General features: G+C 40.6%; 12 protein-coding genes. 5 read left to right on the top strand and 7 right to left on the bottom strand.

Annotated features, from left to right (window positions below):
* The first annotated feature begins 6 nt into the window (after positions 1-6).
* A complete protein-coding gene (locus OGI71_RS07565; protein WP_282254788.1) occupies positions 7-1428 on the top strand; it encodes an RtcB family protein in 1422 nt (473 codons plus the stop codon).
* 122 nt (positions 1429-1550) lie between these two features.
* On the opposite strand, the gene OGI71_RS07560 is transcribed toward OGI71_RS07565, so the two are convergent.
* The 4 genes from OGI71_RS07560 to OGI71_RS07545 form a co-directional block, all read right to left on the bottom strand.
* A complete protein-coding gene (locus OGI71_RS07560; RefSeq protein WP_282254787.1) occupies positions 1551-2837 on the bottom strand; it encodes a chloride channel protein in 1287 nt (428 codons plus the stop codon).
* Positions 2838-3003: 166 nt separating this feature from the next.
* Complete coding sequence (locus tag OGI71_RS07555) at positions 3004-3462, bottom strand: effector binding domain-containing protein (RefSeq protein WP_282254786.1); 459 nt, start codon at positions 3460-3462, stop codon at positions 3004-3006.
* Between the two features lie 121 nt (positions 3463-3583).
* Positions 3584-4444, bottom strand: coding sequence for a DUF6265 family protein (locus OGI71_RS07550; RefSeq protein WP_282254785.1), 861 nt, complete (start codon positions 4442-4444; stop codon positions 3584-3586).
* Positions 4445-4488: 44 nt separating this feature from the next.
* A complete protein-coding gene (locus OGI71_RS07545; RefSeq protein ID WP_282254784.1) occupies positions 4489-5046 on the bottom strand; it encodes a DUF4256 domain-containing protein in 558 nt (185 codons plus the stop codon).
* A 132-nt stretch (positions 5047-5178) separates the two neighbouring features.
* Between OGI71_RS07545 and OGI71_RS07540 the strand changes: the two genes are divergently transcribed.
* A complete protein-coding gene (locus OGI71_RS07540; protein WP_282254783.1) occupies positions 5179-6063 on the top strand; it encodes a DUF808 domain-containing protein in 885 nt (294 codons plus the stop codon).
* Positions 6064-6136: 73 nt separating this feature from the next.
* Here the strand turns inward: OGI71_RS07540 and OGI71_RS07535 are convergent, their stop codons facing one another.
* From OGI71_RS07535 to acnA, 3 genes are all read right to left on the bottom strand, one after another.
* Positions 6137-7522, bottom strand: coding sequence for a WG repeat-containing protein (locus tag OGI71_RS07535; protein WP_282254782.1), 1386 nt, complete (start codon positions 7520-7522; stop codon positions 6137-6139).
* 209 nt (positions 7523-7731) lie between these two features.
* Positions 7732-8298, bottom strand: coding sequence for a pentapeptide repeat-containing protein (locus OGI71_RS07530; protein ID WP_120257851.1), 567 nt, complete (start codon positions 8296-8298; stop codon positions 7732-7734).
* Between the two features lie 278 nt (positions 8299-8576).
* On the bottom strand, positions 8577-11345 hold the full coding sequence (gene acnA, locus OGI71_RS07525) for an aconitate hydratase AcnA (protein ID WP_282254781.1): 2769 nt from the start codon (positions 11343-11345) through the stop codon (positions 8577-8579).
* A 374-nt stretch (positions 11346-11719) separates the two neighbouring features.
* Here acnA and OGI71_RS07520 point away from each other — a divergent pair, with 374 nt between their 5' ends.
* The 3 genes from OGI71_RS07520 (at position 11720) to OGI71_RS07510 (ending at position 13589) form a co-directional block, all read left to right on the top strand.
* Complete coding sequence (locus tag OGI71_RS07520; RefSeq protein ID WP_282254779.1) at positions 11720-12253, top strand: TlpA disulfide reductase family protein; 534 nt, start codon at positions 11720-11722, stop codon at positions 12251-12253.
* Positions 12254-12367: 114 nt separating this feature from the next.
* Complete coding sequence (gene metA, locus OGI71_RS07515; RefSeq protein ID WP_259179007.1) at positions 12368-13312, top strand: homoserine O-succinyltransferase; 945 nt, start codon at positions 12368-12370, stop codon at positions 13310-13312.
* Positions 13313-13379: 67 nt separating this feature from the next.
* Positions 13380-13589 (top strand): hypothetical protein, encoded by a 210-nt coding sequence (locus OGI71_RS07510; RefSeq protein WP_257090206.1) that lies wholly within the window; start codon positions 13380-13382, stop codon positions 13587-13589.
* The last annotated feature ends 1 nt before the right edge of the window (position 13590 follow it).

Raw genomic sequence — 13590 nt, 5'->3', positions numbered from 1 at the left:
ATGAAAATGGAAAATAAAAGAATTAATGGCAATGATCTGATTGCATTAGGATATAAAGAGAACCATACATTGGGTGCTGCGTTGAAAATCAACAGCAAGCGACATGGTTTTACGCGAGCAGAAATGTTAGCCAAATTTAAATCTGTGCTGGAAAATCCAACAGCGTATACTGAAGATACTATTTTCAGTGTGTTGGCAGAGGCCATATTAGGACAGGATGTTGTTGATGCCACATTAATTGCTTTGAATGAAGATCCTGTGGAGTATACGATTTATGGCGCGTCCGGAATAGAAGCAGGAGCTAAAGAACAGATGAAAGTAGCCATGAAGCTGCCGGTTACTGTTGCTGGCGCTTTGATGCCCGATGCCCATCAAGGGTACGGACTGCCGATCGGCGGTGTATTGGCCACTGATAATGCTGTAATTCCTTACGGAGTTGGCGTTGATATTGGTTGCCGAATGGCTTTGTCCATCTTTGATCTGCCAGCATCCTTATTGGATACAGATGCGGCGACATTAAAAGAGACTATTCTGAAACATACGCGATTTGGTGCCGGAAATGGCTATCTGAAGCATGAACGTGTGGATCATGCCGTCCTGGACAATAAATTGTTTGCAGAAAATGATCTGCTTAAATCCTTAAAAGATAAGGCATGGACACAGTTAGGTTCTTCCGGTGGAGGGAATCACTTTGTGGAATTTGGGATTGTGGAGTTTGTTGAAAAGGACGAGGTGCTGAACATTGAGAAAGGACTTTACCTGGGTTTGTTGACACATTCGGGATCCCGGGGTCTAGGCGCAACTGTGGCTGCTCATTACACCAAATTGGCGAAGACTTTATGTAAGTTACCCTATCAAGCTCAAAATCTGGCTTATCTGGATTTAAATACAATGGAAGGACAAGAATATTGGTTGGCAATGAATCTGGCTGGTGATTATGCTTCGGCCTGCCATGAAGTTATTCATGACAAGATCAAAGATGCTTTGGGGGCGGAGTTACTAGCCAAAATTGAAAACCATCATAATTTTGCATGGAAAGAGACCTGGAATGACCGGGAGGTTGTGGTACACCGAAAAGGAGCTACTCCTGCGGCAAAAGGCGTAATGGGAATTATCCCGGGTTCCATGGCTACTCCTGGATTTCTGGTGCGCGGAAAAGGGGAGATGGCTGCTATCCAATCGGCATCTCATGGTGCAGGACGATTGATGAGCCGTACACAAGCAATCAAGACGCTTTCCGCTGCTGAGTTGAAAGATATGCTTGCTGATCGGGGGATTACACTTTTGGGAGCCGGGATGGATGAAGCACCCATGGCCTACAAAGACATCCATACCGTCATGGCCTCGCAAGAGGAGTTGGTGGACGTCGTCGCAAAGTTCTCACCAAAAATTGTCCGTATGGCTGATGATGGTAGCCGCGAAGATTAGGGGTATTTTGAAGCTTTATTAAATTAAATAAAAGGATCAAATTCTTAATGAATTTTGATCCTTTTTCTTGTCTGTTAGTATTTTCAATTTGGAGACAGACCCCTTGAAGTCAATGCTGGCTGTTAGTTATGGGCGACTTCCTTGTAGGTATATACATTATAAGGATAGATCCTTTTGGAAAGTATTTTGGCGATGACACTTACCACTAATAAGGGTGCAAATAGTAGATAACCTGAAGGGACGATGCTGGCAATAATGAAAATCGCAGTAAATGGTGCATGGATGGCAGCAGAAAGCATCGCTGCGGCTCCAAATAGTGCAAAATTAATGACAATAAGATGGGTGCCCAGATAGTGATTGCACAGTTGCGCAAAAAATACACCTAAAAGTGCGCCTGTTACAATACTGGGGGCGAAGACACCTCCATCACCACTAGCCCCTAGGGTAAGTGCTGCTGCAAGCGGTTTTAATAGGACTAATAGCAGTAACGGAAGAAAGTAGAGCCAATTGATAGATCCATGTAAACTACTTTCCAGGATTTCTCCGAGACCGTGATAGCTGTCGCCATATAGGGCTGGCAAAAAGAAGATCAAGATTCCCACTGTAATGGCTCCCAAATTGACCCGGATAAAATTATTCTTTATTCCGGCAAAGAAAGATTTTGCATAGATCACAATTTTAGTGAAATACAAGGCTAATAGACCAGCGATTAGGCCTAGTAAGACGATAAAAGGGACGGCCTGCCATTGCCATTGCTTCGCTGCAAAGTTGAACAAAGGACTGTCATCCATATAGTGTACGAATAGCGAGGCGACCAACATGGAACTGATGCCACTGATCAATAGTGTTTTGTTGTATTTTCTGGCGATGACTTCAAAGGCAAATAACAAGCCACCAAGCGCACTGCCAAACAATAGTGTTACACCGGCAATAACGCCCGCGCAGATCAGTTCTGTTTTATAGGCCCAAGCAGGGTGAAGACGCTTATAGGCCTGGTTTCCTACAGTGGCTGTGGCTACTACAGTAGAAACTTCAATACCAGTTGATCCGCCAAAAATAACGGTCAAAAAGCCGTTGATATAGTGGGATGGTATTTTGAAAAAAGGCAAATGATCCTTTCGTGTTTCCAGCGTTGTGTAAATCTCCTTGATTCCTTTGTTTTTCCGGTTTTGAAAAGCATACTTTCGTAGAAAATATATCGCTGTAATTCCTACACTTGGTAATAGGATAAATAGTCTAGGATCCCAGTTTAAAACGCCTTCAGCTATTTTTTCCTGTACATATCCGGTAATATGTTTCAGGCTGTAAGCGAGCAGGCAACATAGCAGGCTTACGAAAACTGAACTTCCGATTAATTTTATGTAGCTGTATCGTACGATTTTCTTACGGTGGGCTGTGGTGTCCTGCATTTTAGTTTAATTAAATCGGCACAAAGGTAAAAGATATTTTGGCTAAAATAAATGCAAGAGAGGTCTGACATACGTTTTGTTACATTCACTAGAAAGTAAATAAAAGTTGTCAGGGCTTTAACAGGCTTGACTGTTTTTGCCCTGAATGATGTAACGAAATCTTTGGCTATTGGAGTGCAATGAAAATATCAACCTTTGCCTGCTCTGGGTTTTGTGCTTTCTCACCGTATATTTCAAAATCTGCTGAAAATGCTCTTGGAAGATCGGCTTCCCAGATGTTTAACCAGGCATCGTAAACAATACCTGCCGCCAGGTTTCCTTCAGCCTCAACATGGTGATACAGACTTTCTTCGATGCGTATGCCATCCATATCTTCCGGGAGATCATCAAGATGAGCAACCTTACAACCTAATAAAGTTGTGTAGGGCAAGGTGTGATCCCTTTCGTATTCTGTGTAAACACAATAGAGCTCATTGGATACTTTATTTGGAATCCGGTTCATGATATCATTTTCGAAAAACCGGGCCCATAGTTCACGAATATCTTTGGCGGCTTGATTGTTCTGATTGCTTGTACGTATAGCAATTCCAATAATATTGAAAGAAGGTATAGATCTATTTTCCATGCGTTTTATATTTTTCTCAAAAATAGATTTGACAGCTGACAACAGCTTGTCATTAGGGAATGCTGGAGTGAAAAAAATAGATTCTTCCCAATGGATCCCAAATCTTATGAATGGTAGTAAATCAATGTTCTTTTTTCCATATTTTTTCAGAAAAAGGTAGGTATTCGGATAATGCTGCTGAGCCGTACCAAGAATAGTATAAGGGTTCCAAAAGACCATTTTTAATTGCTGGATCTGTTTGAAGTATTTCTTTGGCCTGTTCAATTGTTGCAACCTTATTGAGGATAAAAAGACCTCGAAATCCACTGTCATTTTTTCCAAATGGGCCAGCTACAATCAACTGCCCATTCTTGACCAAACGGCCAATATTTTCCATATGTCCTTTAAAGCTTTCGCTGATCAGTTGTTTATCTGTGGTTTTATTTTGGCCAGTTTTTAACAGCACGAAAATATAACTTTTCATACCATAGTCGTCAGCGCCCAACTTGGCAGCTAAGTCGCGATCATAATTGGGGTTTTCACTCAGACTGTCATTTTTTATATTGTGGACATAAAAAGCATGTGCTTTTCCGGATTTCCCTTCAACTGAAATATGAATACGGTCTCCGGCAAGCTGTTTATAACGTATTCGGTTGGGAAAATCGTGGTGCTCATTGATAAACGAATAGGTGCTATCCTTAAAAGTCAATTCAAAGTCTATTTCTCTTCCATTATTTTGACCGATTACCAAAGCGGTGTAAATAACTTTGTCGCCGAGTTTTTTGATTTTCAGATACTCACTGACGATTTTTTGGTCATTTTTAATGCTGTAAGAAACACCCTTTAATTCACCGTCGCTCATGCGATCCCAGTGTTCATAGCGTTCTTTATCGGCTACTTTCCAGGTGCCCTGGAGAAACGCGGGAAAGGGGGCTTGCGCGAATACTGATCGCGAAAACAAGATGCAGATGAGGCTAAGCCATAAGATGATAGACTGTTTCATTTTTGATGTAATCTATTTTAAGTTAGCTTGTTATTCCTTTTTGGTTAAACGTATAATACTGCTCGAAAGCCACGCGCGGCATAGTAGGAGATAGCGCCATTGTGGTAGGTGAAAACATGATCATAACGGCGGTCACAGAATAGGGCGCCTCCGAGTTTACGGATATCGGACGGTGTCTGTATCCAGCTTGATGTTTTCAGGTCAAATTGCCCCAGCGTTTGTAACTGTCGATATTGTTCTTCCGTTAGCAATTCGACTCCCATCTGTTTAGCTGTTTCCATGGCACTGCCTACCGGTTTATTTTCCTTTCTGGAATCCAATGCGGACTGGTCGAAACACAAACTCCTTCTTCCTTTTGGGGTTTCCTCGGCACAGTCAACAAACAAATAAGCAGCATTAACGGGATCTATTCCGATAACATCAGGTTCGCCACCACTCTGCTCCATTTGATGTAGGCTCCAGATCTTGGTCGGGTTTTCTTCCAGTTTATGTTGTATCTGCTCCCATACAAGATCCTGATGTCTGTTCATATTCGTATCAAACCGCTGCTTCAGCACTTTGTATAATGCTGCCTGATCCGTAGCTGAAAGTGACTTTTTCATATTTGGTATAATTTGAATCTAAAATACACAATTAAAATAAATCTGTTTATAGTCGATTATTGTAATCCAATTAAATTACTTATTTGGGAATTGAATTAAATTTATATTTTTACGTTCAAATTTTTAATAAATATGGCTTCAGGAATATTTGCAATATTAGATGATATTGCGGCTTTAATGGATGATGTTGCAGTTGCTAGTAAGATAGCAACAAAAAAAACAGCTGGAATTTTGGGTGATGATTTGGCCGTGAATGCGGAGAAAGCTACCGGATTCTTAGCATCTAGGGAATTGCCCGTTCTGTGGGCCATTACAAAGGGATCTTTAGTGAATAAACTGATTATCGTTCCCATAGCTTTACTACTGAATGTCTTTTTTCCAATAGCCATCAAATATATCTTGATCTTGGGTGGATTTTATCTGGCCTTTGAAGGGGTTGAAAAGATTATTGAGTATTTGTTCCACCGTAAACATCAGACTGGTGAACCCAATGTTGAGGAGGTTATCGAAGAGAATAATACGGAGGCCGAAAAGTCAAAAATCAAGGCAGCTATTACGACTGATTTTATTCTTTCTGTGGAAATCGTGATTATTGCATTGGGAACGGTACTTGATAAAAGTCTGACCTTGCAAATCATTACTGTTTGTGTGGTTGCTTTACTTGCTACAGTTGGTGTTTATGGCATTGTAGCATTGATTGTCAGGATGGATGATGCTGGATATAAGTTGATTAAAAGTGCGAAGGAAAAAGGACCATTGGCCAGTTTAGGCAGATTGCTGGTTCGCGCTTTGCCTTTTATTATCAAATTATTGGCTGTGGTAGGTACGATTGCCTTGATTTTGGTTTCGGGTGGTATCTTTTCGCATTATATAGATTTTCTACACCATGCATTACCTAATTTTCCAGTTATGGCTAAGGAATTTTTGTTCGGCTTGGGCGGTGGTATTATCGCGGTGCTACTTTTTACAGTAGGTAAGAAAATTTTCGGCAAAAAGAAGACGGTAAGCGCGAATTAATAGCGTAAATAGATAAAAAAAATAGGGCTGGTAATCTTTACCAGCCATTATTTTTTGAATAGCCTGTTATGCTTTAGATTTCTTCGGCTACCGCTTCAGCAGCTGCATCCAATTCGACCTGTTCACCTTTTGTATTGATTAGAATGACGTCATCTGAGCCTTCTTTCGAGACGGATGCTACACCATCGCTAAATGCTGTTGCACCGCTGTAGATAAAAGGAATGGCAATTTTTCCCTGACCATTTAAATAGCCGTATTTGCCGTCTTTACTCGCAAGGAAAAGATTCGGTTCTTCGGTTATTGAAATAAAATCGTAAGCTGGAGCCAATGTTTTGTTTGTTTTAATATCAACGAGACTGTATTTGTCATTTTCGACACTAATAAAATGTGTGCCATTATTCTCGGAAATGAAACTATAGCTAGCCGGTACAATGATTTTCCCTGCTTGATTTAAAATGCCATATTTTTCATTTTGTTGAAAAACAGCGTAACCACCATTGATAAAGGAGATCATATCGTAATTTGCCGGAATAAGGACTTTACCTGCCTTGTCAAGTATCCCATATTTTTCTTTTAGACCGAATAGAAATTGTCCCGAATTATCATCATAGCTTAAATATTCGTATTGAAAGGGGATAACTGCTTTTCCTGCAAGGTTGATTGCACCATATTTCTCATTTTTAAACTGGACCACACTGATTTCACCTACAAATGGTGTAATGTAATGATATTGGGCAGGCACGATGATTTGTTGCGTATTATCTTGCAATCCCATAAGACCTGAGGTACTGTCTTCAAATAGGTAAAGGTTTTCGGCCATTTGATTGCTTTCCTCACCTTCTTGGCTTTCTTCGTAGATAGATTCCACTTGATCATAGTCTTCGGGAACAATAAAGTCATTGTCATTTAACTGACTGTTTGCGACACTTTGTGCGACAATATCTACACCAAGAGGTGTGGTTACCTGAAGTACAGCGCCTGGAATTTTTTTGAAGATATCAAAACCTTCCCAATAGATAACAGGTAGCTTCTCGCTATACCAGATGGACAAGTTGGTATTACCTTCGATATCTTCCATATTGGGGAGCTCAATCTGTGCCAATTTGCAAGGATAACCCGCAATGGTTTTAGTTTGACCGGGAACTAATTTTATGGAGAAGGAGGTTGCGTCCTCTTCGTGTACGGTGTATTTCGATAGGGAGGGATAAAGGATCGTTGATTTATCTTCATTCTTTTTCGCAAGAAAAATGGACTCTTGTCCCTCCGCCGAAGATATAACTTTTATCTTGTCGTTGCTGACATATGCTTCATAAAGGGAAACAGGGCCTTCTTGCTCCGTGCCGCCACTGTTGTTTGCGAATACAATAGCATAACTAATTTTAAATGCCTTATTGACCTGCGCGAAAGATACCGTACTGGCAGCCATTAATACGGCGAATGATAAGAATGTTTTTTTCATCTGTATAAATTTGCTTTTTTTGGTGAGGAAATTATCATGAGCTCATATGCGCAAGGTATATTCGCTATTGTAGGGGCATGATATTTTCATCTACCTAAAATTGATAGGCAAATATGATGATTTAGAATAGGCTCTTTTATCCCTGAAATCCGTTATTTCGTAATTTCCTGCTAAAGATTTCTTCTGGAGCCTGATGATATAAAATCTTATCAGTCGATCAGCAATTGATATTTGGCGAGCAAACCGGGTAATTGCTCTGATTCAAATTTGCTCTTTTTCATACGATTTGTTTCTGGATCCAGCTGGATATTCATGGAGGTACGAAAATCACAACCTTCCAGGTTGCATTGTTCAAATCGGGCACGCAGAAAGTCGCAATCTTTAAAGATTACCTGTTGAAGGTTCGCTTTTTCAAAATCGACATGCTGTAATGAACACTGTTCAAATTTGAATTTCTTCATATTTCGTTCAAAAAAAGAAGCATAGTCGAGCATGCTATTTTTCACTTCTATATGGAAAGAGAATGAACTGCATTCGTTGAATTGTATCCCCAACATCTTACAGTCCTGAAAAAGGATGTGATCCAATTGAGTACCCTTGAGCTTAATGTTGGATAAATTGCAGGATTTAAATTCACAATCTGTAAAGATCAGATCTACCAATGCGGCATTTTGGAAATCGCAATATTCAAACGTGCATTTATAAAATTCTTTAATTTGCTGCAATTCGCTATTGAAGCTTACTTTAGAAATCGTCTGTTCTACCAGTTCATCCATGATTTTTCTGCTGCGTAAATATTGGGATTGATTACCTGCGAAAATACATTTTTATCATGGATAATGAAAGGGGAGTTGATAAAAAATGGCTGACTTCAGGGAGGAAAAACAGGTGTTAAAGGGTGTAACTTTGGCGTAGTTGCATCGTTGTATATGCGGTGGCTGGAAATATCGTCTAATAGAACTCTGGTAGGTTTTTATATAGGTTGTGAAAGGGGCGCCGTCTAATGGCGCCCTTTTTCTATTTGTTCATTCATGCTTCTTCAGCAAGGTCAACACTAATTGTTTTTTAAATATTGTCTTAGTACATATTGTAAGATACCATCATTCTTGAAGTATTCTATTTCTATGGCTGAATCCAGTCTCGCTTTGACTTGAAATGTTGTTGTCTTCCCATTGTCGTGGACAGCTTTTACATCTAACAGTTTATGTGGTGTTAGCTCATTTGCTAAGCCAGTGATGGTATAGATTTCAGTGCCATCAAGTCCGAGTGTTTCAGCATTTTCTCCATTGATAAAAACGAGTGGAGCTACGCCCATACCGACAAGATTACTGCGATGTATGCGTTCAAAACTTTCGGCAATCACAGCCCGTACACCAAGGAGAAAAGTGCCTTTGGCTGCCCAGTCACGGGATGAGCCCGATCCATATTCTTTTCCCGCTAAGACAATCAAAGGCGTATCTGTTTTGCGATATTCCATTGCAGTATCGTATACTGTTTTTACTTCATTCGTCGGGAAATACCTACTAAAACCGCCTTCCTGGTCGGTAATTTTATTTTTAATCCGCACATTGGCGAAGGTGCCACGCATCATGACTTCATGATTACCGCGTCTGGAGCCATAGGAGTTGAAGTCTTCTTTATTGACCTGGTGAGACTTGAGGTATTTTCCAGCGGCGGTCTCTTCTTTAAAAGATCCGGCAGGAGAAATATGGTCCGTTGTGACTGAGTCTCCCAAATAAAGTAAGACTCTTGCATTCTGAATGTCCTGAATAGGTGCCGGAGCAGCCTGTAAGTTCTCAAAAAATGGGGATTCTTTGATATATGTCGATGTGTCATCCCACTGATAGTTCTGATCAAGATTGACTGCTAGATCCTGCCAATCCGTGGAACCGTCAAAGATAACGTCGTAGACCTCCTGGAAATCAGATTGTTTGACGCATTCGTTGACTGTTTTGGTAATTTCTTCGCGACTTGGCCAGATATCTTTCAAATAAACGGGTTGTCCATTCGGGTCATAATCAAGAGGGTCTTCCATCAAATTGATGTCCACGCGACCAACAAGGGCATAGGCAACAACCAGCATGGGAGACATCAGAAAATTCATTTTTACCTGTGGATGGACCCGTGCTTCAAAGTTTCTATTCCCTGACAATACTGAGGCGACAATCAACTCACCTTTCTCAACTGCTTCGGCAATTTGTGGTGGGAGTGGGCCTGAATTTCCGATACAGGAGGTACATCCGTAGCCTACAGTGTGGAATCTGAGCGCGTCAAGATCTGCATTGAGCCCCGATCGTTCAAGGTACTGTGTGACCACTTTTGAACCTGGCGCCAAGGAGGTCTTTACCCAGGATTTTGTCCGTAACCCACGTTCAATAGCATTTCTGGCCAATAGGCCAGCACCGATCATGACTGTTGGATTAGAGGTATTTGTACAGCTTGTAATTGCAGCAATAGCGATACTACCGTCACTAACAATATATTCCTTATGATTGTGTTTTATTCTTACCGCATGTATAGACTCTGAAATGACTTGATGTGGTGAATCATGTTCAACAGGTACTTTCCCAAAAGTAAATTCGGTACCCGATCCGCCATCTGCTAACCAGGCTGATTCCGAACGTTGTGGCATCGGGATGTATTGTCGATGGTGCTCACTATCGAGTAGTTGTGAAAACTTATTGTTTAAATCCTTGACCAAAATTTTGTCCTGTGGACGTTTGGGGCCTGAAACTGTGGGCTCGAGCGTGCTTAGATTAAATTCGACAACGGAGGAGTATAAGATCTGTTCTTTTCCTGTGCGCCAGAGTAGATTTTGTTTACAGTACTCTTCTACAATCTTGATTTCCTGCTCGGTTCTATTGGTGCTGTGCATGTATTCCAGTGTGCGGTCGTCTATCGGGAAATAGGTGACCGTACAGCCAAATTCAGGTGACATATTGGAGATGGTGGCCCGGTCTGTGACGGACAGTGTATCTAATCCGTCTCCAAAGACTTCAACAAATTTTCCGACAACACCTTTATCCCGTAGAATTTTCGTGATGGAAAGAACCATATCAGTCGCTGTACAGATATCGGGAATACGACCTGTGAGCTTAAGTCCGATCACCTCCGGACAGGTAAAGAAGATAGGTTGTCCTAACATCGCTGCTTCGGCTTCGATACCGCCAACACCCCAGCCCAGGACACCGATACCATTGACCATAGGGGTGTGGGAGTCAGTGCCAACTAAGGTGTCGGGAAATAACCAATTATCACGGGGAATAACACCTTTGGCAAGATATTCTAAATTTACCTGATGGCAGATTCCCATTCCCGGAGGGACAACAGTGAAATTTTTTAAGCCTTTTTGAGCCCATTTCAGAAGCTCGTACCGTTCACGGTTACGTTCATATTCCAATGCTACATTTTTGTCGTAAGAATATTCGGTGCCAAAATAATCTACCTGTACGGAGTGGTCAATAACCAGATCAACGGGGATCGCTGGGTTAATTTTTTGACCATCTTTGCCATGTCGAACAAATTCTGCTCGTAAAGAAGCCATATCTACCACTGCAGGGACACCGGTAAAGTCCTGCATGAGAATGCGTGCCGGTTTGAATGGAATATCTTTGTCGACCGGCTGAGGAGACCAATTGATTAATGTGCCGATATGCTCATCCGTGATACTAAATCCATCATGGTTACGTAAGACATTTTCCAGGAGAATCCGAATACTGAAGGGCAGATGTTCGATATCACCCTCCGGTAGATTTCTTAGGGAACTATACTGATAAACTTTTCCATAGATCTCAATTTTCTGGATTGATTTTTCCTTGCTCATATTGATTTACTTATTATATACTATATAATAATCATAGCCGCCAATTTGTTTGTAATAACTTTTAGACAAATCATTGCATTCAATTGATCGTTTTCCAAAAAATGGGATGGTGACTAATTAGCAATTTGTTTTTGTTAGCTTTAATTCCCAGCTGCTTAGTTTATTATGTTCTGATTTTGCAGTTTTTTCTTGTGTTCATAGACTGCATTGGATCAGTAGGATGTATTTAAACCATCAAGTTTGGTCAATTTGCTGACATGGATATTGAATTAAAATGCTAGATTAAATGTAATTTTATTGTAGTTTGTGTAGTGATGAACACAATCAATTTATACAATAAACGTTGATTGTGTGTGCTTCATGAAAGAAACAATATGAGAAGAAAAAACAGCGTTGGATCCATTACGATCAGCATCTTACTGCTATTACTATTTGCATACACATCGGGTTATGCGTATGGAAATGATCCGACAACGTCTGCTGGCTTGCGACTCAAAAATGACGAAGTTAGTTTTAAAGATAGTAAAGGCAAGGTGATTTCGTTGAATCAGCTCAAAGGTAAAGTTGTTTTGATCAATTTTTGGGCGATATGGTGTTCACCTTGTTTAGCAGAAATGCCCTCTTTGGACAAACTCTATAAAGACTTTCAAGGGAATAGCCGAATTGTGTTTTTATCGGTGGACGTAGACGGTAACCTGAAGTACTCAGAGAAGTTTTTTAAGAAAAGAAAATATAGTCTTCCGGTCTATCAGCTGAACTCCGCCTTACCAAAAGATCTTAGTACGACAAGTATTCCCACGACCATTATCATAGATAAAGCGGGCAAACTGGTCAATAAGCACGTTGGCGGGATGAATTTTGGCTCGGCGAAGTTTCAAAAAGCCCTAAGGCAATTAACCGAAGAGTGATCTGAAAGGGAAAAAAGCTATGTTTTGGTGCAAACTTAAATTTGCGGTTTCATTTAGTATTCTGCCATTTTCTTGTTAATTTTGCATGCTAATTGTATAAGGAGAAATTTATATATGCCAGTCAAACTTCCTAATAACCTTCCTGCGATAGAGCTTTTAAAAAAGGAAAATATCTTTGTTATGAGTGATCTAAGAGCAAACGAGCAGGATATTAGACCATTACGTGTTTTGGTCCTCAATCTGATGCCTCTTAAGATTACAACGGAGACCGATTTTATCCGCTTACTTTCCAATAATCCTTTGCAAGTTGAGATGGAGTTTCTTCGATTGGAAACCCACGTTTCAAAAAACACTCCTGAGGAACACTTGGAGATGTTTTATAAAAGCCTAAGTGAAGTGAAGGAAAACTTCTACGATGGTATGATCATCACAGGCGCTCCGGTTGAGATGGTCAGATTTGAGGAGGTGACCTATTGGAATGAAATTCAGACGATCTTTGACTGGGCAAGAACACATGTAACGTCAAGCTTGTATATCTGTTGGGCTTCACAGGCAGCCTTGTATCATTTTTATGATGTGGAGAAAAAACCGTTGGACGAAAAGCTTTTTGGTGTATTCAAACATACTGCTCTCGACAAAAGACATCCGTTATTTCGTGGATTTGATGATGAGTTTTTTATTCCTCATAGCCGGCATACAACTATGGAGAAAGACGATTTACTTGCTAAAAGCGGGGTAGAAATTCTTTCCGAATCTCCTGAGGCAGGTATTGCCATCGCATCTTCCCGCGGTGGTCGGGAATTTTATCTGACCGGCCATTCTGAATACGCACCATTTACTTTGGATGAAGAGTATAAAAGGGATTTAGAAAAAGGCCAGGCCATTCGCATGCCTGCAAACTACTATAGAGATGACAATCCAGAAAATCAACCTTTGGTGCGTTGGACGAGCCATGCTAACTTGTTATTTAACAATTGGCTCAACTATTTTGTGTACCAAGAAACGCCTTTTGATTTAAAAGATGTCGTTCATCTGGGGGAGATCAGACAAAAAGACTGAACACAAATTTTATCCTAAGCAAACAAAATAGGCTTGCGGAGCATTCTATCTATATAAAGTAGATCATATGAAAAGAATGTCTTTACTGTTTTGTTTGCTGTTTTCAATTATTATACTTCATGCGGAGGTGCCGATTGAGGAAAATCAAAAGCTCAAGGAGGCAAACGGCACGTTGTGGTATGCCAACCCCTGGATTTGGTTGGGTGGAGTGGCACTCTTCCTGGTGATTTTCTTTCTCCTGCTCCGTAAATCGACTCAAAACAAAAGACAGACATAGT

The sequence above is a fragment of the Sphingobacterium sp. ML3W genome, assembly GCF_029542085.1.
GTDB lineage: Bacteria > Bacteroidota > Bacteroidia > Sphingobacteriales > Sphingobacteriaceae > Sphingobacterium.
The sequence above is the reverse complement of the archived record's forward strand: the minus strand, read 5'-3'. Positions and strand labels throughout refer to the sequence as shown.

Coding starts and splice junctions, on each gene's coding strand:
- OGI71_RS07565 (WP_282254788.1), top strand. CDS start 7: ATGGAAAATAAAAGAATTAATGGCAATGATCTGATTGCATTAGGATAT.
- OGI71_RS07560 (WP_282254787.1), bottom strand. CDS start 2,837: ATGCAGGACACCACAGCCCACCGTAAGAAAATCGTACGATACAGCTAC.
- OGI71_RS07555 (WP_282254786.1), bottom strand. CDS start 3,462: ATGGAAAATAGATCTATACCTTCTTTCAATATTATTGGAATTGCTATA.
- OGI71_RS07550 (WP_282254785.1), bottom strand. CDS start 4,444: ATGAAACAGTCTATCATCTTATGGCTTAGCCTCATCTGCATCTTGTTT.
- OGI71_RS07545 (WP_282254784.1), bottom strand. CDS start 5,046: ATGAAAAAGTCACTTTCAGCTACGGATCAGGCAGCATTATACAAAGTG.
- OGI71_RS07540 (WP_282254783.1), top strand. CDS start 5,179: ATGGCTTCAGGAATATTTGCAATATTAGATGATATTGCGGCTTTAATG.
- OGI71_RS07535 (WP_282254782.1), bottom strand. CDS start 7,522: ATGAAAAAAACATTCTTATCATTCGCCGTATTAATGGCTGCCAGTACG.
- OGI71_RS07530 (WP_120257851.1), bottom strand. CDS start 8,298: ATGGATGAACTGGTAGAACAGACGATTTCTAAAGTAAGCTTCAATAGC.
- acnA (WP_282254781.1), bottom strand. CDS start 11,345: ATGAGCAAGGAAAAATCAATCCAGAAAATTGAGATCTATGGAAAAGTT.
- OGI71_RS07520 (WP_282254779.1), top strand. CDS start 11,720: ATGAGAAGAAAAAACAGCGTTGGATCCATTACGATCAGCATCTTACTG.
- metA (WP_259179007.1), top strand. CDS start 12,368: ATGCCAGTCAAACTTCCTAATAACCTTCCTGCGATAGAGCTTTTAAAA.
- OGI71_RS07510 (WP_257090206.1), top strand. CDS start 13,380: ATGAAAAGAATGTCTTTACTGTTTTGTTTGCTGTTTTCAATTATTATA.